A 19,018-nucleotide genomic window follows, 5' to 3' on the forward strand; every position below is an offset into this window, starting at 1 on the left:
CGGTGCTGTGCGACACCGGTGGTGGGGCCCTGTCGTGAAGCTGGTCGGCCGCTGTGCGGTCAGCCGGTCCAGCGGTCTCAGCCGACGAGCTGCTCGTACGCGGGGAGCGTGAGGAAGTCGGCGTAGTCCGCGTCGAGGGAGACGTGCAGCAGCAGGTCGTGGGCCTGCTGCCACTTCCCGGCCGCGAACGCCTCCTCGCCGACCTCGGCGCGGATGGCGGCCAGCTCCTCGGCGGCGACCTCGCGGGCGAGTTCGGGGGTGGCGGTCCTGCCGTTCTCGAAGGCGACGCCGGCGTTGATCCACTGCCAGATCTGGGAGCGGGAGATCTCGGCGGTGGCGGCGTCCTCCATCAGGTTGAAGATGGCGACGGCGCCGAGGCCGCGCAGCCAGGCCTCGATGTAACGGATGCCGACCTGGACGGCGTTGCGCAGACCGTCGTAGGTGGGCCGGGCGTCCAGCGAGTCGATGGCGATCAGGTCGCCGGCCGCGACGGAGACGTCCTCGCGCAGACGGTCCTTCTGGTTCGGCTTCTCGCCGAGGACGGCGTCGAAGGAGGCCATGGCGATCGGCACCAGGTCCGGGTGGGCGACCCACGAGCCGTCGAAGCCGTCGCCGGCCTCGCGGTCCTTGTCGGCCTTGACCTTCTCGAACGCGACCTTGTTGACCTCGGCGTCCTTGCGGGACGGGATGAAGGCCGCCATGCCGCCGATCGCGTGCGCGCCGCGCTTGTGGCAGGTGCGGACGAGGAGTTCGGTGTACGCGCGCATGAACGGCGCCGTCATGGTGACCGCGTTGCGGTCCGGCAGCACGAACTTCGCCCCGCCGTCACGGAAGTTCTTCACGATCGAGAACAGGTAGTCCCAGCGGCCGGCGTTGAGTCCCGCGGCGTGGTCGCGGAGCTCGTAGAGGATCTCCTCCATCTCGTACGCGGCCGTGATGGTCTCGATGAGGACCGTGGCGCGGACGGTGCCCTGCGGGATGCCGACGTAGTCCTGCGCGAAGACGAAGATGTCGTTCCAGAGGCGGGCCTCCAGGTGCGACTCCGTCTTCGGGAGGTAGAAGTACGGGCCCTTGCCGAGGTCGATCAGGCGCTGGGCGTTGTGGAAGAAGTAGAGGCCGAAGTCGACGAGCGCGCCCGGCACCGGCCGTCCGTCGAAGGTGAGGTGGCGCTCCTCCAGGTGCCAGCCGCGCGGGCGCATGACGACCGTCGCCAGCTCCTCCGCGGGCTTCAGGGCGTACGACTTGCCCGAGCGCGGGTCCGTGAAGTCGATCTTCCGGGTGTACGCGTCGATCAGGTTGAGCTGGCCGAGGACGACGTTCTCCCAGGTCGGCGCGGAGGCGTCCTCGAAGTCGGCGAGCCAGACCCGCGCGCCGGAGTTGAGCGCGTTGATCGTCATCTTGCGGTCGGTCGGGCCGGTGATCTCGACACGGCGGTCGTTCAGGGCCGCCGGGGCGGGCGCGACCTTCCAGGAGTCGTCGGCCCGGATCGCCGCGGTCTCCGGCAGGAAGTCCAGCGTGGACGTGCGGGCGATCTCGGCGCGGCGCTCCGCCCGGCGGGCGAGGAGCTCGTCCCGGCGCGGGGTGAACCGCCGGTGCAGCTCGGCGACGAAGGCCAGCGCCGCCTCGGTGAGCACCTCCTCCTGACGCGGCAGGGGCTCGGCTTCGACGACGGCCAGGGGGGACGGCGCTGGTGCGGACATGGACTGTCACTTCCTTCAGCGGACTTCGCGGGCGGTGCCAGGCGGCCGCCGGGCGTCACGGGACGGCACGGAGTGCCGCAGGAGCCGAGATACGGCCGCGAGCGCCGTCAGAGGATCAGGCGCTTCTGAACAGTGGATACTAGTTTCCTCATGGTGGAAGTTCAATGGTTTGTTGATGTCGAGATTCTTCGGGTCGACACAACGTGGCTCCGGGTGCCAGGCCGTTCACTCCAGGTGCGCCAGGTCCGCCTCCGTGTCGATGTCGTACGGCTCGGCCACATCCGAACAGTCCACCAGGGTGATCGCATCCCGGTGCGCCGCCAGATAGTCCCGCGCGCCCCGGTCGCCCACCGCCCCCTCGGCGATCCCCGCCCAGCGGTCCGCGCCGAACAGCACCGGATGCCCCCGCTTCCCGTCGTACGACGCCGCCGCGAGCGACTCCCGCGAGCCGTACGCCGTCCGGACCCGGGCCACCGCCGCGGGCCCGATCCCCGGCTGGTCCACCAGGGAGACCAGGGCCGCGTCCGCCCCGCGCGGATCCGACGCGAGCGAGGCCAGCCCCACCCGCAGCGAGGAACCCATGCCGTCGGCCCACTCCGGGTTCTCCACCAGCACGCACCCGGACAGCTCCGCCCGCTCCCGTACGTCCCCGGCGGCGGCGCCCAGGACGACGTGCACCACCTCGCAGCCCCCCTCCCGCAGCACGCGCACCGCGTGCTCGACCAGCGGACGCCCCCGGTGGGTCAGGAGCGCCTTGGGCCGCCCGCCGAGACGGCGGCCGCCCCCGGCGGCGAGCAGCAGTCCGGCGACGACGGGTGTTCGATCCTGCGCAGCTCTCATGAGAACTGCATACCCCATCAGGCGGAATGACACGGTCGCCTGAATTCCGTCCACCAAGGGTGGCGCGCCGGGGTGGCGAAGGAGTTAACTGGCCGCGGCTCCGGGCGTCCGGCCGTCGTCGGACGGCTCTGCCCGCAGCCTTCGGAGCGGGGAGTTCTGCGCACAGGGTCGTGCGAGGGGGAGAACCATGTTGCGAAGCGTGGGGCAGAGGCGAGTGACCGGCGAGGGCGTGGACCCCAGAGTGGCCGAACTGCGGGCCGCCGTCTCCCGGCTCCGCCGCGAACTGGCCGCCCACCGAGCCGACTTCGCCGACCGGGTCATCGCCGAGGACGAACTCGCCGCGCTCGACGCCATGGCGGTCAGCGGCGCGCCCGAGGTCCGGCGCCTGCGCCGCTCGCTTCTCCTCGTCGCCGGTTCGGTCGGCTCCGTCAGCGCGCTCGCCGAGGGCCTCGCCGCCGTCCGGAGCGCCGTCGAACTCTTCGGCCCGCCGCCCCCCGGTCCCCCGGCCGGCGACCGACCGGCCTGACCGGCCCGCCCCGCCCGGACGCGGGCCGGGCCCCGGAGGCGGGAGGGTGCCCCGCAGCTCCCTCCGGTGGACGGGCGAACGAGGGGACTCCCACCCTGGAGGAACGGGCCCGCCACCGCGGGCCCCGACCGAAAGGGCGGTGGGACCGGTGCCGAGCCGCGACGAGCCCACGGGCGCACCCCTGGGAACGGATCCGCTGGACGACCCGTTCCTGCGGACGCGCTTCGCCCCGCCGAACCGCCCGGCCACCTTCCTGCGCCGGCACCGTCTCGTCCAGCACCTCGGAGCGCCCCCGCCGACCCCGCTCGTCCTCGTCAACGGCTCCGCGGGCGCGGGCAAGACGCTCCTCGTCGCCGACTGGGCGGCCGGCCTGGAGGAGCCCGTCGCCTGGCTCACGCTCGACGAGGCGGTGGAGGGGCCGGGGACGTTCTGGGCCCATCTCCTCAGGTCCCTGCACTTCGGGGAGGTGCCCGTGTCCGTCGTGACCGCCCTGCCCTCCGACGCGGCCCGGGTCCACCCCGCGCTGCTGAGCCGCCTCGCCGCGGAGTTGTCCGAGTGCCGACCGCCCGCCGTCGTCGTGATCGACGAGTTCGACCGGATGACGAACCCGGAGGTGGCCCGCCAACTGCACTTCGTGCTGCGGCACGCGAGCCCGGGACTGCGCCTCGTGCTCGTCTCCCGTACCGAGCCGCTCCTTCCGCTCCATCGCTACCGTCTCGCCGGCGAGATGACCGAGATCCGGGACGCCGACCTGGCCTTCACGACCGAAGAGGCGGTCGAACTCCTGGAGCGGCACGGACTGCCCCTGTCCGGGGCGTCGGCGCGGGCCCTGGTGGAACGCACCGGGGGATGGGCGGCCGGACTCCGGCTGAGCGCCCTCGCGGCGCGGGCGAGCCCGGACCCCGAGCGCTACCTGAAGGAGTTCGAGGCGGGGCGCGGGACGATCGCCGACTTCCTTCTGGCCGAGGTGCTGGAGCGGCAGGACGCCCCGGTCCAGGACCTGCTGCTGCGCGTCAGCGTGCTGGACCGGTTCCGCCCCGAACTGGCGGACGAGCTGACGGAGCGCGGCGACGCCGCGGAAGCCCTCGCCGCCCTCCACCGGGCCAACGCCTTCGTCGAGGACCTCGGCCACGGGTGGTACCGGCTCCACCCCCTGTTCCGGGAGATCCTCCGGGTCCACCTGCGCCGGCGCGCCCCCGGCCTGGAACGGGAGCTCCACCGTCGCGCCGCCCGCTGGCTGCACCGCTCCGGCGCGCTGCCGGACATGCTGGCCCACGGAGCCGCCGCCCGGGACTGGACCTACCTCGCCCGGGCGCTGGTCGACGAGCTCGCGATCGGGCAGCTGGTCACCGGGCGCGGCACCGACGTACCGGCCGACTGGTTCACGGGGCCGGAGGCCGAGACGGGCGACCGGGCCACCCACCTCGTACGGGCGGCGTGCGCATTGTCGCGGGGCGACGTCGACGAAGGCCTGGACCACCTCGACCGCGCGGGCGAGCGTTCCGCCGACCGTTCGGCCGACCGTGAGCCGGGCTCCCCGGCGGACCAGGTGAGCCGAGCCCTCCTGGAGGCGCTCGCCGGGAGGCTGGCGGGCTCCGCCGAGCGGGCCGAAGAGGCCGCCGCGACCGCCCGGCGACTCATGCCGCGCCTGCCCTCCCGCCTGCGGGACGCCCACCCGGAGGTCGGCGCCCTGCTGCTCACGCACCTGGGCTCGGTCCGGGTCCGGGCCGGCCGCTTCGAGGAGGCGCGGGCCGACCTCACGGCGGTGGTGCGCGGGCCCCGCACGGGGGCCACGGCGCCGACGCGCGGGGAGGCGCTGGAACACCTGGCGTTCCTCGACCACCTCGACGGACGGCCGGGCGCGGCCGAACGCAAGGTCCTCGCGATGACGGCCGAGGCCGAGCGGTACGGGCTCCCGCAGCCGTCCGGCACCGGCCTCGGGCAGGTCGTGCTGGCCGCGGTCGCCGTGGACCGGGCCGACCTGGACCGCGCGGAGGCCCTCCTCGCCGGCCTTCCCGCCCGCGCGCCGGGCGACCCGGTGGCGGCGGAGGCCCGCCGCCTCGTCACGGCCGACGTGCACCTGGCCCGTGGGCGTACGCGATCCGCCCTGGCGGCCGTCGCCGGGACCGTCCCCGCCGCCGACCCGTCACCCTGGGCCGCCGACCGGGCCGCCCTCGTCGTCTCGGCCGCCCACCTGGCCGAAGGCCGCCCGGCCCACGCCGTCGAAGCCCTGCGGGCGGTCACCGGACAGGAGCCGATGTGCCTGGTCGGCGCGGCGCGGACCCACCTGGCCGCGGGCGACCCGGATACGGCGCTCCAGCTGCTCGACGGCCTCGCGGCACACCCGCGGACCGGCCCGGCGGTCGCGGTCCGGGCCACGTTGGTGCGGGCCCGCGCGGCGACGCTGGCGGGAGACCCCGGCGCCGCCCGGGAGCTGCTCGCCCGGGCCCTCCTGGCAGCGCGCCGCGAGGAGCTGCGCCGCCCCTTCCACGAGGCGCAACCCTGGATCGCCCCCCTCCTGGCGGACCCCGCCCTGCGGGCGCTGGCCGTGGGCTGGCTCGTCCCCGGCGGTGCGCCGCACGCGGACCATCCGGACCGGCCGGGACCCCTGGTCGAACGGCTCAGCGCGCGGGAGCGCGAGGTTCTGGTGCGGCTCGCCAGGACGATGTCCACCGAGGACATCGCCGCCGACCTGCACGTGTCGGTGAACACGGTGAAGACCCACCTCAAGAGCGTCTACCGGAAGCTCTCGGCGCACCGGCGCAACGACGCCGTACGGCGCGCCCGTGAGCTCGGGGTGCTGTGAACGCACCGTCGTCCGCGCCGAACCCCCGGCCCTCACCCGGAGCGGGTGAGGCGCCCGCCGCCCGCATGGGGTGCCATGGGAGGCACGGGCACGTGTCCCGTACCGCCGGGAAGGACCGGCGGACAGGCCCGGCGAGGTGGCGACCGTGCGACATTGGCGTGCTCTGATCGTGCTGGGGACGGCCCAGTTCCTGATGGTGCTGGACACCTCGGTCATGAACGTGTCCATCAGCCGGCTGGTCGAGGACTTCGACACGGAGGTGACGGCGATCCAGGCCGTCATCACCCTGTACGCCCTGGTCATGGCGGCCTTCATGATCATCGGCGGCCGGATCGGGGACATCCTCGGCCGCCGCCGCGTGTTCCTGATCGGCATGGCGGTCTACGGCGTCGGCTCGGCCCTGACCGCCGTCTCGCCCTCCCTGTGGGTCCTGGCCCTCGGCTGGTCCGTCGTCGAGGGGCTCGGCGCCGCCCTGGTGCTCCCCTCCATGGCGGCCCTGGTCGCCGAGTCCTACCGCGGCCGGGACCGCTCCGTCGCGTACGGGGTGATCGGCGGCCTGGCCGGCGCCGGCATCGCCGTCGGCCCCCTGCTGGGCGGCTGGGTGACGACGTACCTCACGTGGCGGCTGGTCTTCGCGGGCGAGGTCGTGGTGGTCCTGGCCGTGCTGCTCGGCCGGAAGGCGATCCCGGTCGGGCCCCGGGCCGCGCGGCGTCCGGGACTCGACGTCGTCGGCGCGGTGCTGTCCGCCGCGGGCCTGGCGCTCGGCGTGCTCGGCGTGCTGCAGAGCGGCAGCTGGGGCTGGGTGCAGCCGCGCAACCCGCCCTTCACGGTGTTCGGCTTCGCCCCCACCCTGTTCGTCGTCGCGGCCGGCCTGTGCGTCCTGTACCTCTTCCGGGCCTGGGAGGAGCGGCGCGAGGCCCGGGGCGAGGACCCCCTGGTCCACTTCGCCCTGTTCCGCAGACCCGCCCTGAGCTCGGGTCTGATGAGCCTCGTCAGCCAGAACCTCATCCTGCTGGGCCTGTTCTTCACCATCCCGCTGTACCTCCAGGTGGTGCAGGGCCTCGACGCCTTCGAGACGGGACTGCGGCTCCTGCCGGTCTCCGTGACCATGCTGGTTGCCTCGCTGGGCGGCGCGAGACTGGGCCGCCGGGCGGGCCCGCGACGGGTCGTCCGCGTGGCCCTGGTGGTGCTGCTCGCCTCGATCGTCTGGCTGATCGCCACCGTGGACCCCGTCATCGACGACGGGCAGTTCTTCGCGGCCATGGCGCTGCTCGGCCTGGGGACGGGCCTGCTCGCCTCGCAGCTCGGCAACGTCGTGCAGTCCAGCGCGGGGGAGGAGGAGCGCAGCGAGGTCGGCGGCCTGCAGTTCACCGCCCAGAACCTGGGCTCCGCCCTGGGTACGGCCCTGATCGGCTCGCTCCTGATCGGAGCCCTCGCCCAGGCCTTCACCCGGCAGGTGGAGGACGACCCGCGCCTCTCGGCGGAGGCGCGGCAGCAGACGAGCGTCGCCCTGGAGGCAGGGGTCAGCTTCGTCTCCACGGACCAGGTCCGCTCGGCCGCCCGGGACGCGGGACTGCCGCCCGGCGAGGTGGACGCCGTCACCGAGTCGTACGCCGAGGCCCAGCTCGACGGCCTGAAGGCGGCCGTTCTCGCGACCGGCGGCATCACCCTGGCGAGCTTCCTCGTGACGCGCGGGCTGCCCGGTGCGAACGGCGCCGCGCGGGGCCAGGGCCGGGCGCCGGGCGGACCGGCCCGGGAAGAGCGCCGCCCCACGGGCGCGTGAGTCACCCGCACCGGGTGAGGACGGAGGGGGCGCGCGCGGCCGACCATGACACCACGGGCAGCACAGGCCTCAGGCAGTCGTCTTCGGGAGGGCTCCCATGCAGTACGAGATCCGCGTCGACGGGCTCATGTCGCAGACGCTGATCGACGTCTTCCCCGAGCTGGAGCACGTGATGATCTCGGGCCAGACGGTGCTGTTCGGCCCCCTCGTGGACCCCGCCCATCTCTACGGCCTGCTGGCCCGCTTCCAGTCGCTCGGCCTGCACGTGGTGGAACTGCGGCGCCTGCCGGATTGACCGCGCGTTCCCGCGCGGCCCCCGCACACCCCGGAGGTAACCGTGACGGACCTGAAGTTCGAGCAGAAGAGCTCGCTGTCCCGCGCCGAGGCAGCCGACCAGCTGGAGGCGCTGGCCCGCGCGCTCAGGGCCGGGGAGGACGCCGAGCTGCCGCTGGGGCAGGGCGTGCTGAGCCTGCGGGTTCCGGACGAGCTGCGCAGCGAGGTGGAGTTCGAGGTCGACGGCGGCGAGATCGAGCTGGAGATCGAGCTGAAGTGGCGGACGGACGGCGGGACCGAGCCGGTCGACGGCGAGGCCGAGGCCGGGACCGCGGCGAAGACCGGGACCGAGGGAAAGACCGGGACCGCGGCGAAGACCGAGGCGCCCGCGTCCCGCGGCCGCAAGTCCACCGCGTCCGGGAGGGCGAGGCGTCCCGCCGCGAAGCGCACCTGAGCCTGGGCCGTTCGGGCGACGAGCGTGCTTCCGATTCACCCGCTCGGCCCGGCCGCGTGCGGTGGGCGCCGAGAGCGCGTTGGGTGGAACGGAAACCGGTCACCGGGAGAACGGCAGACGTCATGTACGAGATGCACATCGCACCCGACAGTTCCAACGGACTTCTGGTCTGGCACGTGATCGCCAAGGAGGCGGCCAGCAGTCTGTGCGGTCAGCCCGTCGACCGCGGCGCCGACGGAACGAGCACGGACCGGCACTGCCTGCCGTGCATGCAGTCGTTCCAGGACCTCCTGGACGTCGCACGGCCCGCGTCGGACTGCACGGCCTGATCCTGACGGTGGGCGTGGGCGTGGGCGTGGGCGTGGGCGTGGGCGTCGGCGTCGGCGCCGGACCAGTCGCCGGCCGCGTGGGCGCTAGCGCCGGATCAGCCGCCGGGCGGTCGCCGCCGCGACCGCCGCCGTGCGCGAGTCCACGCCCAGCTTGGCGAAGACGTGCACCAGATGGGACTTCACCGTCGCCTGGGACAGGAACAGCGCCTTGCTGATCTGCTGGTTCGACAGGCCCTCGCCCACCAGCTGGAGCACCTCCAGCTCCCGCTTCGTCAGCGCCTCCGCGGGCGTCCGCATCCGGTCCATCAGCCGGTGCGCCACCGCGGGGGCCAGCGCCGACTGGCCGGCCGCCGCCGTCCGTACCGCCGCCGCAAGCTCCTCCGGCGGCGCGTCCTTCAGGAGGTAGCCCGAGGCCCCCGCCTCCACCGCCGCCAGGATGTCCGCGTCCGTGTCGTACGTCGTCAGGACCAGCACCTTCGGCCCCTCCGGCAGCGCCGTGATCGCCGCCGTCGCCTCGGAACCGTGCATCCCGGAGCCGAACTGCAGGTCCATCAGGACCACGTCCACCCCGCCCGCCGCGGCCAGCTCCACCGCCCGCTCCGCCGTCGCCGCCTCCGCGACCACCGCGAAGCCGGGCTCCGTGTCGAGGACGGCGCGCAGCCCCGCCCGTACCACCGGGTGGTCGTCGGCGAGGAGGAGTCGGATGCTCATGCGGGGGCTCCGGCGGGGAGGGGGAGGGAGACGGCGACGGCCGTGCCCTGGCCGGGCGCGGACTCGACGGTGAACGAACCGCCCAGCGACTCCGCCCGCGAGCGCATCGCCGGAAGCCCGAAGCCGCCCTCCGAGGAGGGCCGCACGGAGGCGGGGTCGAAGCCGCGGCCGTCGTCCACCACGTCCAGGGTGACCGAGGCGTCCATGAACGACAGCGTGATCTCCGCCCGCGAGGCCCCGGCGTGCCGGACGGCGTTCCCGAGCGCCGACTGCGCGATCCGCAGCAGCGCCACCTCGTACGGGGTGGGCAGCTCGACCGGCGTCCCGCTCACCGAGAAGCGGACCCGCGGCCCGGCGCCCGGCTCGCACAGCCGCGCGAGCGCCGCCGCGAGCGAACCGTGCGCCAGATCCGGCGGGGAGAGCGCCCGCACGAAACGCCGCGCCTCCGCGAGGTTGTCCTGCGCCGCCTGCCGGGCCCGGTCGATGTGGCCGGCCGCGGGGGAGCCCGGCGGCAGCGCCCGCTCCGCCGCGCGCAGCAGCAGCTGGATCGACGAGAGCCCCTGCGCGAGGGTGTCGTGGATCTCCCGCGCGAGCCGCTCCCGCTCGGCGAGCGTCCCCGCGTGCCGCTCGGCCGCCGCCAGCTCCTCCCGCGTCTCGATCAGCTCCTCGATCAGCCTGCGCCGCCGCTCGCTCTCCCGGTACAGCGCCTGGTAGCCGAGGACCGTCGCCACCGCGACCGCCGCCCCCAGCAGCGGCCCGATGAAGACCCCCGGATTCGGCGCGGCGCCGTGTCCCACGTACGAGAGGATCGCCGCGCCCGCCGTCAGCGCGACGGCCGGCAGCGCCCAGCGCGCCGGCAGCAGGTGGAGCTGGAGGAAGTACAGCGGGAACGCCACCCACAGCGCCTCCGGCGTGAGCCAGAGCAGCGCCAGCCAGGACGCGGCGAGCGTCCCCAGCCACAGGGCCGCGGCCCGCGGGGAGCGGCGGACCGGCGGCAGCAGGGTCCCGGCCGCGTAGACCGCTCCCGTGACCGCGGCGAGGGCCGTCCCGGCCGCCGAGTCCGCCCGCACCGCGGCGAGCACCAGCAGCCCCGCCATCAGCAGGTGGAGGCAGAGGCGCAGCGCGCGCAGGGCGGGGGTGAGCGAGCGGGGATCCATGATCCTCCCAGCGTAGACAGGGCGCGGGGATCCCGGCTCAACCGAAAGTTTGAATCCGGAGCCATCCGAGGCGCGATGCCCCGCGGGGACCACGAGGACCACTCTGGTCGGCATGTTCGTGGCATGGAAAGACCTCAGATCCGCCAAGGGGCGGTTCACCCTCATGGGCGCGGTGATCGTACTGATCACCCTGCTCGTCGGCCTGTTGTCCGGGCTCACCGCCGGGCTCGCGCGGGAGAACGTCTCCGCGATCACCGGGCTGCCCGCCGACCGGCTCGCCTTCGCGGCCCCGCCCGCCGGCCGGCCGGTCTCCTTCACCCACTCCGCGGTCACGGAGGAGCAGTGGCGCGGCTGGGCGCGGCGGCCGGGCGTCACGGCCGCCGCGCCGCTCGGCATCCGCACGCTCGACGCCGCCGCCGGGGACCGCACCGCCGCCGTCTCCGTCTTCGGCACCGAACCGGACGCCGGGCTCGCGCCCGCCGCCGTCGCGCCCGGTACGGCCGTCCTCTCCGCCTCCGCGGCCGAGGAACTCGGCGCCGGGGCAGGGGCGCGGGTGCGGCTCGGCCCGCTCCACCTCACCGTCACGGCGGTCGCCGGCGACGCCTCGTACAGCCACACGCCCGTCGTGTGGACCTCCCTCGACGACTGGCAGCTGCTCGGGCACACCGGCGGCACCCCGCGGGAACAGGCCACCGTCATCGCGCTCACCGGAAGCGACGGCGGCGCCGACTGGGCGGCCGGCGACCGGGCCCTCGGCACCGAGGCGAGGACCGTCGACGACGCCCTCACCGCCCTGGGGTCCTACCAGGCCGAGAACGGCTCCCTGCAGCTGATGCGCGGCTTCCTCTTCGTCATCTCCGCCCTGGTCACAGGGGCCTTCTTCGCCGTGTGGACGATCCAGCGCAGCGGCGACATCGCCGTCCTCAAGGCGCTCGGCGCCTCCACCCCGTACCTCCTGAAGGACGCCCTCGGCCAGGCCGTCCTCATGCTCACCGCCGGCACCCTGCTCGGCACCGGCCTCGCCGCCGGCATCGGCGCGCTCGTCAGCGGCGGGAACGTGCCCTTCGTCCTGGAGCCGCTCACCGTCCTCGGGCCCGCCGCCGTCCTCGGCGTCCTCGGCGTCCTCGGCGCCGCCCTCTCCGTCCGGCGGATCACCGCCGTCGACCCCCTCACCGCGCTCGGGAGCGTCCGATGAGCCTCGAACTCGACGCCGTCACCCTCACCTACCCCGACGGGGACGGGCGGCTCACCGCCCTCGACGCCGTCTCCCTCGCCGTCCCGGCGGGCGGTCTCACCGCGGTCGTCGGCCCCTCCGGCTCCGGCAAGTCCAGCCTCCTCGCGGTGGCCGCCACCCTCGTCACGCCGGACCGGGGACGCGTCGTCGTCGGCGGTACGGAGACGGGGGCGCTCACCCCGGCCGCCCGCGCCGAGCTGCGGCGCGAGCACATCGGGATCGTCTTCCAGCAGCCGAACCTGCTGCCCTCGCTGACCGCCCTCGAACAGCTCCAGGTCATGGCGCACCTGTCCGGGCGCCCGCCGAAGTCCGTGCGGACCCGGGCGGTCGAGCTGCTCGACGCGGTGGGCCTCGCGGACCTGGGGCACCGGCGGCCGCACCAGCTGTCGGGCGGGCAGCGGCAGCGGGTGAACATCGCGCGGGCGCTGATGAACGAGCCGTCGGTGCTGCTGGTGGACGAGCCGACCAGCGCGCTGGACCATGAGCGGGGGGCGGCGGTGGTGGAGCTGCTCGCGGCCCTGACCCGGGAGCGGGGGACGGCGACGGTGCTCGTCACCCACGATCCGGCACACCTCCCGCACGCCACCCGCACGCTCAGGGCCCAGGACGGCCGCCTGGCGTCGTCCTGAGCCCCGGAGGATCCCCGGCGGGGTCGCTACGCGGGGGGCGTCGTCGTGGTGAGGGCCGTGGAGAGCTCGCGGGCGACCTCCTGGAGGATCGGGACGATCTTCTCCGTGGCCGCCTCGGTGACGCGTCCGGCCGGTCCCGAGATCGAGATCGCCGCGGCCGTGGGGGAGTCGGGGACGGACACCGCGAGGCACCGCACCCCTATCTCCTGCTCGTTGTCGTCGACGGCGTACCCGGTCTCCCGGACCGCCTCCAGCGCGGCGAGGAACCCCTCGGGCGTGGTGATGGTCTTCTCGGTCGCCGCGGGCATCCCGGTGCGGGCGAGGAGCGCGCGCACCTCCTCCGCCGGGGTGTGGGCGAGGAGCGCCTTGCCGACGCCGGTGGAGTGGGGGAGGACCCGGCGTCCGACCTCGGTGAACATGCGCATGGAGTGCTTGGACGGCACCTGCGCGACGTACACGATCTCGTCCCCGTCGAGCAGGGCCATGTTCGCGGTCTCGCCGGTCTCCTCGACGAGCCGGGCGAGGTAGGGGCGGGCCCAGGTGCCGAGGAGGCGGGAAGCGGACTCGCCGAGCCGGATGAGGCGGGGTCCGAGCGCGTACCGGCGGTTGGGCTGCTGGCGCACGTACCCGCAGGCGACGAGGGTCCGCATCAGCCGGTGGATGGTGGGCAGGGGGAGTCCGCTGCTGGCGGAGAGTTCGCTCAGGCCGACCTCGCCCCCGGCGTCGGCCATCCGCTCCAGGAGGTCGAAGGCACGCTCAAGGGACTGGACGCCCCCGCTCGCGGCGGGCTTGGCGGCGTCGGTGGTGCTGGCGCTGGACGTCGGCACGGCAACGGTCCTTTCGAGGCAGGCGGGCAAGGCAGCAGCCTACCGGGCCGCCGGTCGGGTGACACATGTCCCGGTGTCGCCGTCCGGGCCGGTCAGGGGGTGTTTGTCCGGTGTCGGCGAGGGCCGGGGGCGGTGCGGGTTCGCCGCCCTCTGTGGGGAGCTACGTTCTACCTTACGAAATTCACATTCCACTTCGTGGAAACGTCCAAGACGGGTTCGCCGGCGCCCGATGCTGGAAGTGTGCCCTTGACGACATGTCGTCCGGAAGTGAAGACTCCTTCAACAGTTCGTTGAAATTCCTGCTGGAGTTGTTGGAAGAAGGGGTACGGGTGGACGTCAACCTGGTCCTGCGCTCGACGCGCGTCATCACCCCGGAGGGGACCCGCCCCGCATCGGTCGCCGTGGCCGGCGGGACGATCGCGGCGGTGTGGCCGTACGAGGCGGAGGTGCCGTCGGGCGCCCGGCTGGAGGACGTCGGCGACCACGTGGTCCTGCCGGGCCTGGTCGACACGCACGTCCACGTGAACGACCCGGGCCGCACCGAGTGGGAGGGCTTCTGGACGGCCACCCGCGCGGCGGCCGCCGGCGGCATCACCACGCTGCTCGACATGCCGCTGAACTCGCTGCCGCCGACCACGACGGTGGAGAACCTGCGGGTGAAGCAGGACGTCGCCAGGCCGAAGGCACACGTCGACGTCGGCTTCTGGGGCGGCGCCCTGCCGGACAACGTCAAGCACCTGCGACCGCTGCACGACGCCGGCGTCTACGGCTTCAAGTGCTTCCTCTCGCCCTCCGGCGTCGAGGAGTTCCCGGAGCTGGACCAGGAGCAGCTGGCCACCTCGCTCGCGGAGGTCGCCGGGTTCGGCGGCCTGATGATCGTGCACGCCGAGGACCCCCACCACCTGGCGGCCGCCCCCCAGAAGTCCTCCGCCCACTACGCGGACTTCCTCGCCTCGCGGCCCCGCGACGCGGAGAACACCGCGATCGAGAACCTGATCGCCCAGGCCCGCCGCCTGGGAGCCCGCGTCCACGTCCTGCACCTGTCGTCGTCGGACGCGCTGCCCCTGCTGGCCGCCGCCAGGGCCGAGGGCGTGAAGATCACGGTCGAGTCGTGCCCGCACTTCCTCACGCTGACCGCCGAGGAGATCCCCGACGGCGCCACCGAGTTCAAGTGCTGTCCGCCGATCCGCGAGTCGGTGAACCAGGACGCGCTCTGGCAGGGCCTCGCCGACGGAGTGATCGACTGCATCGTCTCCGACCACTCTCCGTCCACCGCCGACCTGAAGACCCCGGACTTCTCCTCCGCCTGGGGCGGCATCTCCTCCCTCCAGCTCGGCCTCCCCGCCATCTGGACCGAGGCGCGCCGCCGCGGCCACACCCTGGAGGACGTCGCGCGCTGGATGTCGGCCGGACCCGCCGCACTCGCCGGCCTGACCCGCAAGGGCGCGATCGAGGCCGGACGGGACGCGGACTTCGCGGTCCTGGACCCCGACGCCACCTTCACCGTCGACCCGGCCGAACTCCAGCACCGCAACCGGATCACCGCCTACGCGGGCAAGACCCTCAGCGGCGTCGTCACCTCCACCTGGCTGCGCGGACAGCGGATCAACGACCGCGGCACGCTCACCGAACCCGCCGGCCGCCTCCTCGAAAGGAACAACTGACGTGTCCGCCATACCCCGCTTCACCGGTGACGCCAGCCCCTACGGCGGCGGCGACCCCTACGCCGACTACCGCACCGCGGACTTCCCCTTCGCCCAGTACGCCGACCTCGCCGACCGGCGCCTCGGCGCGGGCGTGATCGCCGCCAACGACGAGTTCTTCGCCGAGCGCGAGAACCTCCTCAAGCCCGAGGCCGCGGAGTTCGACCCCGAGCACTTCGGCCACAAGGGCAAGATCATGGACGGCTGGGAGACCCGGCGCCGCCGCGGCGTCTCCGCCGCGCAGCCCCACCCCACCGAGGACGACCACGACTGGGCGCTCGTCCGGCTCGGCGCCCCCGGCGTCGTACGCGGCATCGTCCTGGACACCGCCCACTTCCGCGGAAACTACCCGCAGGCCGTGTCCGTCGAGGCCACCTCCGTCCCCGGCTCGCCCTCGCCCGAGCAGCTCCTCGCCGACGACGTGAAGTGGACGACCCTCGTCCCGCGCACCGCCGTCGGCGGCCACGCCGCCAACGGCTTCGCCGTTGACGTCGAGCAGCGCTTCACCCACCTGCGGGTCAACCAGCACCCCGACGGCGGCATCGCCCGCCTCCGCGTGTACGGCGAGGTCGCCCCCGACCCCGCGTGGCTGGCCGTCCTCGGCACCTTCGACCTCGCCGCGCTCGAGAACGGCGGCCAGGTCGAGGACGCCTCCGACCGCTTCTACTCCCCGGCCACCAACACCATCCAGCCGGGGCGCTCCCGCAAGATGGACGACGGCTGGGAGACCCGGCGCCGCCGCGACAAGGGCAACGACTGGATCCGCTACAGCCTGGCCGCCGAGTCCGAGATCCGCGCCGTCGAGATCGACACCGCGTACCTCAAGGGCAACAGCGCGGGCTGGGCCGCCCTCTCCGTCGCCGCCGAGGGCTCCGAGGAGTGGACCGAGATCCTGCCCCGCACGCGCCTCCAGCCCGACACCAACCACCGGTTCGTCCTGGACGCCCCGGCGGTCGGCTCCCGCGTACGGATCGACATCTACCCCGACGGCGGCATCTCCCGCCTCCGTCTCTTCGGCTCCCTCACGGAGGCCGGGGCGGCGCGGCTGACCGCCCGCCACCAGGAGCTGGGCGGCTGACGCCCCGGCGGGCCGGGGCCGAGCGGCCGACACCGCTCGCCCCCGCCCGCCGGGCCGGGCCACCCGCCGGGCGGGTACGACACCCCGCCCGGCCCGCGAGGGCGCGCCGGCCCGACAGCACCGGCGCGCCCTGCTCTTCTGCGGCTCGGCTCGGGGCCCCTTTTTACGGCTCGGCTCGCCTCCGGGCGCCTTGTGCCGGGCTCACGGCGTCGTGCGTGCTCGCCTCCCTCGTTCCTCGCGAGGCTCCGCGCGCTCGCCGCCGTTCCCCCGTCGGCGCCCTTCGGCTCGCTCGCTCGGGGCGTGACCGCGCGGGGTCAGGCGGCGTGGCCGCCGTCCACCGCGAACTCGGCGCCCGTCACGTAGCGCGCGTCCGGGCCCGCGAGGAAGGCGACCGTGGAGGCCACCTCCTCCGGGGTGCCGAACCGGCCCAGTGCCGTCATCGCCGACTGGCCGGGGGCGTACGGGCCGTCGGCCGGGTTCATCTCCGTGTCGATCGGGCCCGGGTGGACGAGGTTCGCCGTGATGCCGCGGGCGCCGAGCTCGCGCGCCAGCGCCTTCGTCAGGCCCACGAGGGCCGCCTTGCTCGTGGCGTACAGGGTGCCGCCGGGACCGGGCACCCGCGTCACCATGCACGTGCCGATCGTGACGATCCGCCCGCCCTCGCCCATGCGGGCCGCCGCGGCCTGCGAGGCCAGGAAAACCCCGCGGACGTTCACCGCGAGAACCCGGTCCACCTCCGTCAGGGGAAGCGACTCCAACGGGCCGAGGACGCCCACCCCCGCGTTGTTCACCAGCACGTCGAGCCGGCCGAGGGCGTCGGCCGCCCACTCCACCGCACCCGCCGCGTCCCCCGCGTCCGCCGCGTCGGCCCGCAGCGGAAACGCCTTGCGGCCGTACGCCTCGATCCGCGCGGCCACCTCCTTGGCCCGCGCCTCGTCCCGGACGTACGTGAAGGCGACGTCCGCGCCCTCCCGGGCCAGGCGGAGGGCCGTGGCCGCTCCGATCCCCCGGCTGCCGCCCGTCACCAGCACCGCCGCACCGTTCATCGTGGACATCCCGAACCTCCGTAAAACAACCGTGTGCTTGCGGGTTCAATGAAACGGTCGCCGGGTGGCCCCGCGCTGGCAGGAATCGGACACCGAGATCCGCCTCCCCTTCATCGAAGGCGTCCGTCCCCCACCTACCGGCGCGCGGGCCGCCCCGAGCACGGCAGCCACTGAAAGGTGTAGCCACCACGGGCCTGTCCCGGTACGGTGATCCTCCCCGTGCGAGCCGCCGAAGTCTCCACCACCGCCCCCACAGTTGGAGAACCGGCCCGCCATGGCAGCCTCGTCCCCGATCGCCGCGTCCGTACCGTTCGACGCCCCCCGCCGCGCCTGGCTCACCGACCTTCCGGTGCTGCTCGTCGCCGTCGTCTGGGGCGCCAGCTACCTCGCCGCCAAGGGCATCACCACCACCCACACCGTCGTCGCCGTCCTCGTCCTGCGCTTCGCGGTCGTGCTGCCCGTCCTCGTCGCCGCCGGGCTGCGGCGGCTGCGGGCCCTCACCCCGGCCCAGTGGCGCGGCGCCGGCGTCCTCGGTCTGATCCTCAGCGGGATCTTCCTCCTGGAGACGTACGGCGTCGTCCACACCTCCGCCACCAACGCGGGCCTGATCATCAGCCTGACCATGATCTTCACCCCGCTCGCCGAGGCCGCCGTCACCCGGGTCCGGCCGCCCCGGGCCTTCCTCGCCGCGGCCGCGCTCTCCGTCGCGGGCGTCGTCCTGCTCACCCAGGGCGGCGGGTTCACCGCCCCCTCCCTCGGCGACCTCCTCATGCTGCTCGCCGCCCTCGCCCGTACCGTCCACGTCCTCGCCATGGCCCGCATCAAGGCCGTCGCGTCGGCCGACTCCCTCTCCCTCACCACCGTCCAGCTCGGCTCCGCCGTCGCCGTCTTCGCGATGATCGCCGCCCTTCCCGGCACCGGCGCCTCGCCCTGGGCCGTGGCCCTCGACTTCGGCCCCCGCGAATGGGCCGGGCTCCTCTTCCTCTCCGTCTTCTGCACGCTCTTCGCGTTCTTCGTGCAGATGTGGGCCGTCCGCCGCACCTCTCCGTCCCGCGTCAGCCTCCTCCTCGGCACCGAGCCCCTCTGGGCCGCCGCCGCGGGCATCGCCGTCGCCGGAGACCGCCCCGGCGCCCTCGGGCTGGCCGGCGCCGCCCTCGTCCTCGCGGGCACCACCTGGGGCCGCCGCGCCGTGGACAGCGACGCCCGATAGGTTCAACGACCATGCGCTCACTCGTCTACGACAACGCGTTCCGCGCCCGCGCACGGCGCACCCAGGGCTGGGGCCTCGGCCTGCTCGCCGTGGCGGGACTGCTCTGGGTCTGGTTCGCCGTCCTCCTCCTCACCCCCTACGACGACGCCGACGGCGGCAGCCCCTGCCCCCCGCTCCTCACCAGCGCATACGTCCACGAGGACGACTGCGTCGAGTCCCGCGACTGGCCCGGGCTCCTCGCCCTCCTCGGCGGCTCCGTGCCCCTCACCGTCGTCGGCACCGTCCTCTACACCAGCGGCTCCGTCTCCCACCGCATGGCCGAGCACCTGGCCGAGGTCAACCGCCTGGACCGCGCCAGCGCCTGACCACGCGCCAGCGCCTGACCGGTCGCCACCCCCGCCCGGTCGCCACCCCCGCCCGTCGCCCGGCCCGCTCCCGCCGGGTCAGCCCTTCGCTATTCGGCTCGCGCCGATCGCGAGGACCACACCCAGGGCCGCCACGACGATGTTCGCGAACAGCTCCCGGCCCTCCAGAAACCCCACGTTCTCCGTGAGGAACCGGGTCAGACCGACGAACCTGAACCAGCCGTCCGTGAGCTCGCGGATCACTCCGCACACCCCGGCCACCACGAGCAGGGCCCCCAGGCCCTCGAGAAATCCCTTCATGGCCCGATCATGCCGGGGCCGCCCCGCCCGTCGCGCCCGCCGATCGT

Annotated in this window: 19 protein-coding genes; 12 read left to right on the forward strand and 7 right to left on the reverse strand. The window is 74.3% G+C overall.

Translation table 11 applies throughout. The features are described from left to right. Nucleotides 1-77: 77 nt before the first annotated feature. Together aceB and ACWDVG_RS26205 are read right to left on the reverse strand one after the other, a co-directional pair. The gene (gene aceB, locus ACWDVG_RS26200; protein WP_451702472.1) at nucleotides 78-1,700 is read right to left on the reverse strand and encodes a malate synthase A; all 1,623 of its coding nucleotides are present in this window, start codon (nucleotides 1,698-1,700) and stop codon (nucleotides 78-80) included. A 225-nt stretch (nucleotides 1,701-1,925) separates the two neighbouring features. Continuing rightward, nucleotides 1,926-2,540, reverse strand: a complete 615-nt coding sequence (locus tag ACWDVG_RS26205; RefSeq protein ID WP_451702473.1) for a nucleotidyltransferase family protein — start codon at nucleotides 2,538-2,540, stop codon at nucleotides 1,926-1,928. Between the two features lie 187 nt (nucleotides 2,541-2,727). On the opposite strand from ACWDVG_RS26205, the gene ACWDVG_RS26210 reads away from it, so the two are divergent. From ACWDVG_RS26210 to ACWDVG_RS26235, 6 genes are all read left to right on the forward strand, one after another. Next, the gene (locus tag ACWDVG_RS26210; protein WP_451702475.1) at nucleotides 2,728-3,066 is read left to right on the forward strand and encodes a DUF5955 family protein; all 339 of its coding nucleotides are present in this window, start codon (nucleotides 2,728-2,730) and stop codon (nucleotides 3,064-3,066) included. A gap of 148 nt (nucleotides 3,067-3,214) precedes the next feature. After that, on the forward strand, nucleotides 3,215-5,872 hold the full coding sequence (locus tag ACWDVG_RS26215) for a LuxR C-terminal-related transcriptional regulator (protein WP_451702477.1): 2,658 nt from the start codon (nucleotides 3,215-3,217) through the stop codon (nucleotides 5,870-5,872). 145 nt (nucleotides 5,873-6,017) lie between these two features. Beyond that, nucleotides 6,018-7,655, forward strand: coding sequence for an MFS transporter (locus tag ACWDVG_RS26220; protein WP_451702479.1), 1,638 nt, complete (start codon nucleotides 6,018-6,020; stop codon nucleotides 7,653-7,655). Nucleotides 7,656-7,752: 97 nt separating this feature from the next. Then, on the forward strand, nucleotides 7,753-7,950 hold the full coding sequence (locus ACWDVG_RS26225) for a hypothetical protein (RefSeq protein WP_451702481.1): 198 nt from the start codon (nucleotides 7,753-7,755) through the stop codon (nucleotides 7,948-7,950). Between the two features lie 42 nt (nucleotides 7,951-7,992). Then, nucleotides 7,993-8,382: an amphi-Trp domain-containing protein gene (locus tag ACWDVG_RS26230; RefSeq protein WP_451702483.1), complete on the forward strand. Its 390-nt coding sequence runs from the start codon at nucleotides 7,993-7,995 to the stop codon at nucleotides 8,380-8,382. 122 nt (nucleotides 8,383-8,504) lie between these two features. After that, nucleotides 8,505-8,711 carry a hypothetical protein gene (locus tag ACWDVG_RS26235; protein ID WP_451702485.1) on the forward strand — a complete coding sequence of 69 codons (207 nt, stop codon included), beginning with the start codon at nucleotides 8,505-8,507 and terminating at the stop codon, nucleotides 8,709-8,711. Between the two features lie 84 nt (nucleotides 8,712-8,795). Here the strand turns inward: ACWDVG_RS26235 and ACWDVG_RS26240 are convergent, their stop codons facing one another. Together ACWDVG_RS26240 and ACWDVG_RS26245 are read right to left on the reverse strand one after the other, a co-directional pair. Then, complete coding sequence (locus ACWDVG_RS26240) at nucleotides 8,796-9,422, reverse strand: response regulator (protein WP_451702487.1); 627 nt, start codon at nucleotides 9,420-9,422, stop codon at nucleotides 8,796-8,798. Then, nucleotides 9,419-10,579 (reverse strand): histidine kinase, encoded by a 1,161-nt coding sequence (locus ACWDVG_RS26245; protein WP_451702488.1) that lies wholly within the window; start codon nucleotides 10,577-10,579, stop codon nucleotides 9,419-9,421. The genes ACWDVG_RS26240 and ACWDVG_RS26245 overlap by 4 nt, the downstream gene beginning before the upstream one ends. 112 nt (nucleotides 10,580-10,691) lie before the next feature. On the opposite strand from ACWDVG_RS26245, the gene ACWDVG_RS26250 reads away from it, so the two are divergent. Both ACWDVG_RS26250 and ACWDVG_RS26255 read left to right on the forward strand, forming a co-directional pair. Then, complete coding sequence (locus ACWDVG_RS26250; protein WP_451702489.1) at nucleotides 10,692-11,774, forward strand: ABC transporter permease; 1,083 nt, start codon at nucleotides 10,692-10,694, stop codon at nucleotides 11,772-11,774. Next, nucleotides 11,771-12,442 carry an ABC transporter ATP-binding protein gene (locus tag ACWDVG_RS26255; protein WP_451702491.1) on the forward strand — a complete coding sequence of 224 codons (672 nt, stop codon included), beginning with the start codon at nucleotides 11,771-11,773 and terminating at the stop codon, nucleotides 12,440-12,442. The genes ACWDVG_RS26250 and ACWDVG_RS26255 overlap by 4 nt, the downstream gene beginning before the upstream one ends. 26 nt (nucleotides 12,443-12,468) lie before the next feature. On the opposite strand, the gene ACWDVG_RS26260 is transcribed toward ACWDVG_RS26255, so the two are convergent. Further along, nucleotides 12,469-13,269 carry an IclR family transcriptional regulator gene (locus ACWDVG_RS26260; protein ID WP_451702493.1) on the reverse strand — a complete coding sequence of 267 codons (801 nt, stop codon included), beginning with the start codon at nucleotides 13,267-13,269 and terminating at the stop codon, nucleotides 12,469-12,471. A 329-nt stretch (nucleotides 13,270-13,598) separates the two neighbouring features. On the opposite strand from ACWDVG_RS26260, the gene allB reads away from it, so the two are divergent. Beyond that, a complete protein-coding gene (allB, locus tag ACWDVG_RS26265; RefSeq protein ID WP_451702534.1) occupies nucleotides 13,599-14,933 on the forward strand; it encodes an allantoinase AllB in 1,335 nt (444 codons plus the stop codon). A gap of 1 nt (nucleotide 14,934) precedes the next feature. Continuing rightward, complete coding sequence (gene alc / locus ACWDVG_RS26270; protein WP_451702495.1) at nucleotides 14,935-16,050, forward strand: allantoicase; 1,116 nt, start codon at nucleotides 14,935-14,937, stop codon at nucleotides 16,048-16,050. Nucleotides 16,051-16,364: 314 nt separating this feature from the next. Here the strand turns inward: alc and ACWDVG_RS26275 are convergent, their stop codons facing one another. Next, on the reverse strand, nucleotides 16,365-17,105 hold the full coding sequence (locus ACWDVG_RS26275) for an SDR family oxidoreductase (RefSeq protein ID WP_451702497.1): 741 nt from the start codon (nucleotides 17,103-17,105) through the stop codon (nucleotides 16,365-16,367). A 265-nt stretch (nucleotides 17,106-17,370) separates the two neighbouring features. Here ACWDVG_RS26275 and ACWDVG_RS26280 point away from each other — a divergent pair, with 265 nt between their 5' ends. Further along, nucleotides 17,371-18,306, forward strand: coding sequence for a DMT family transporter (locus ACWDVG_RS26280; RefSeq protein WP_451702499.1), 936 nt, complete (start codon nucleotides 17,371-17,373; stop codon nucleotides 18,304-18,306). Nucleotides 18,307-18,317: 11 nt separating this feature from the next. Next, nucleotides 18,318-18,671, forward strand: a complete 354-nt coding sequence (locus ACWDVG_RS26285) for a hypothetical protein (RefSeq protein WP_451702501.1) — start codon at nucleotides 18,318-18,320, stop codon at nucleotides 18,669-18,671. A 78-nt stretch (nucleotides 18,672-18,749) separates the two neighbouring features. On the opposite strand, the gene ACWDVG_RS26290 is transcribed toward ACWDVG_RS26285, so the two are convergent. Beyond that, a complete protein-coding gene (locus tag ACWDVG_RS26290; protein ID WP_451702502.1) occupies nucleotides 18,750-18,971 on the reverse strand; it encodes a hypothetical protein in 222 nt (73 codons plus the stop codon). Nucleotides 18,972-19,018 lie beyond the last annotated feature (47 nt).

The organism is Streptomyces sp. NPDC003327 (assembly GCF_053589515.1).

Coding starts and splice junctions, on each gene's coding strand:
- aceB (WP_451702472.1), bottom strand. CDS start 1,700: ATGTCCGCACCAGCGCCGTCCCCCCTGGCCGTCGTCGAAGCCGAGCCC.
- ACWDVG_RS26205 (WP_451702473.1), bottom strand. CDS start 2,540: ATGAGAGCTGCGCAGGATCGAACACCCGTCGTCGCCGGACTGCTGCTC.
- ACWDVG_RS26210 (WP_451702475.1), top strand. CDS start 2,728: ATGTTGCGAAGCGTGGGGCAGAGGCGAGTGACCGGCGAGGGCGTGGAC.
- ACWDVG_RS26225 (WP_451702481.1), top strand. CDS start 7,753: ATGCAGTACGAGATCCGCGTCGACGGGCTCATGTCGCAGACGCTGATC.
- ACWDVG_RS26235 (WP_451702485.1), top strand. CDS start 8,505: ATGTACGAGATGCACATCGCACCCGACAGTTCCAACGGACTTCTGGTC.
- ACWDVG_RS26240 (WP_451702487.1), bottom strand. CDS start 9,422: ATGAGCATCCGACTCCTCCTCGCCGACGACCACCCGGTGGTACGGGCG.
- ACWDVG_RS26245 (WP_451702488.1), bottom strand. CDS start 10,579: ATGGATCCCCGCTCGCTCACCCCCGCCCTGCGCGCGCTGCGCCTCTGC.
- ACWDVG_RS26250 (WP_451702489.1), top strand. CDS start 10,692: ATGTTCGTGGCATGGAAAGACCTCAGATCCGCCAAGGGGCGGTTCACC.
- ACWDVG_RS26255 (WP_451702491.1), top strand. CDS start 11,771: ATGAGCCTCGAACTCGACGCCGTCACCCTCACCTACCCCGACGGGGAC.
- ACWDVG_RS26275 (WP_451702497.1), bottom strand. CDS start 17,105: ATGTCCACGATGAACGGTGCGGCGGTGCTGGTGACGGGCGGCAGCCGG.
- ACWDVG_RS26280 (WP_451702499.1), top strand. CDS start 17,371: ATGGCAGCCTCGTCCCCGATCGCCGCGTCCGTACCGTTCGACGCCCCC.
- ACWDVG_RS26285 (WP_451702501.1), top strand. CDS start 18,318: ATGCGCTCACTCGTCTACGACAACGCGTTCCGCGCCCGCGCACGGCGC.
- ACWDVG_RS26290 (WP_451702502.1), bottom strand. CDS start 18,971: ATGAAGGGATTTCTCGAGGGCCTGGGGGCCCTGCTCGTGGTGGCCGGG.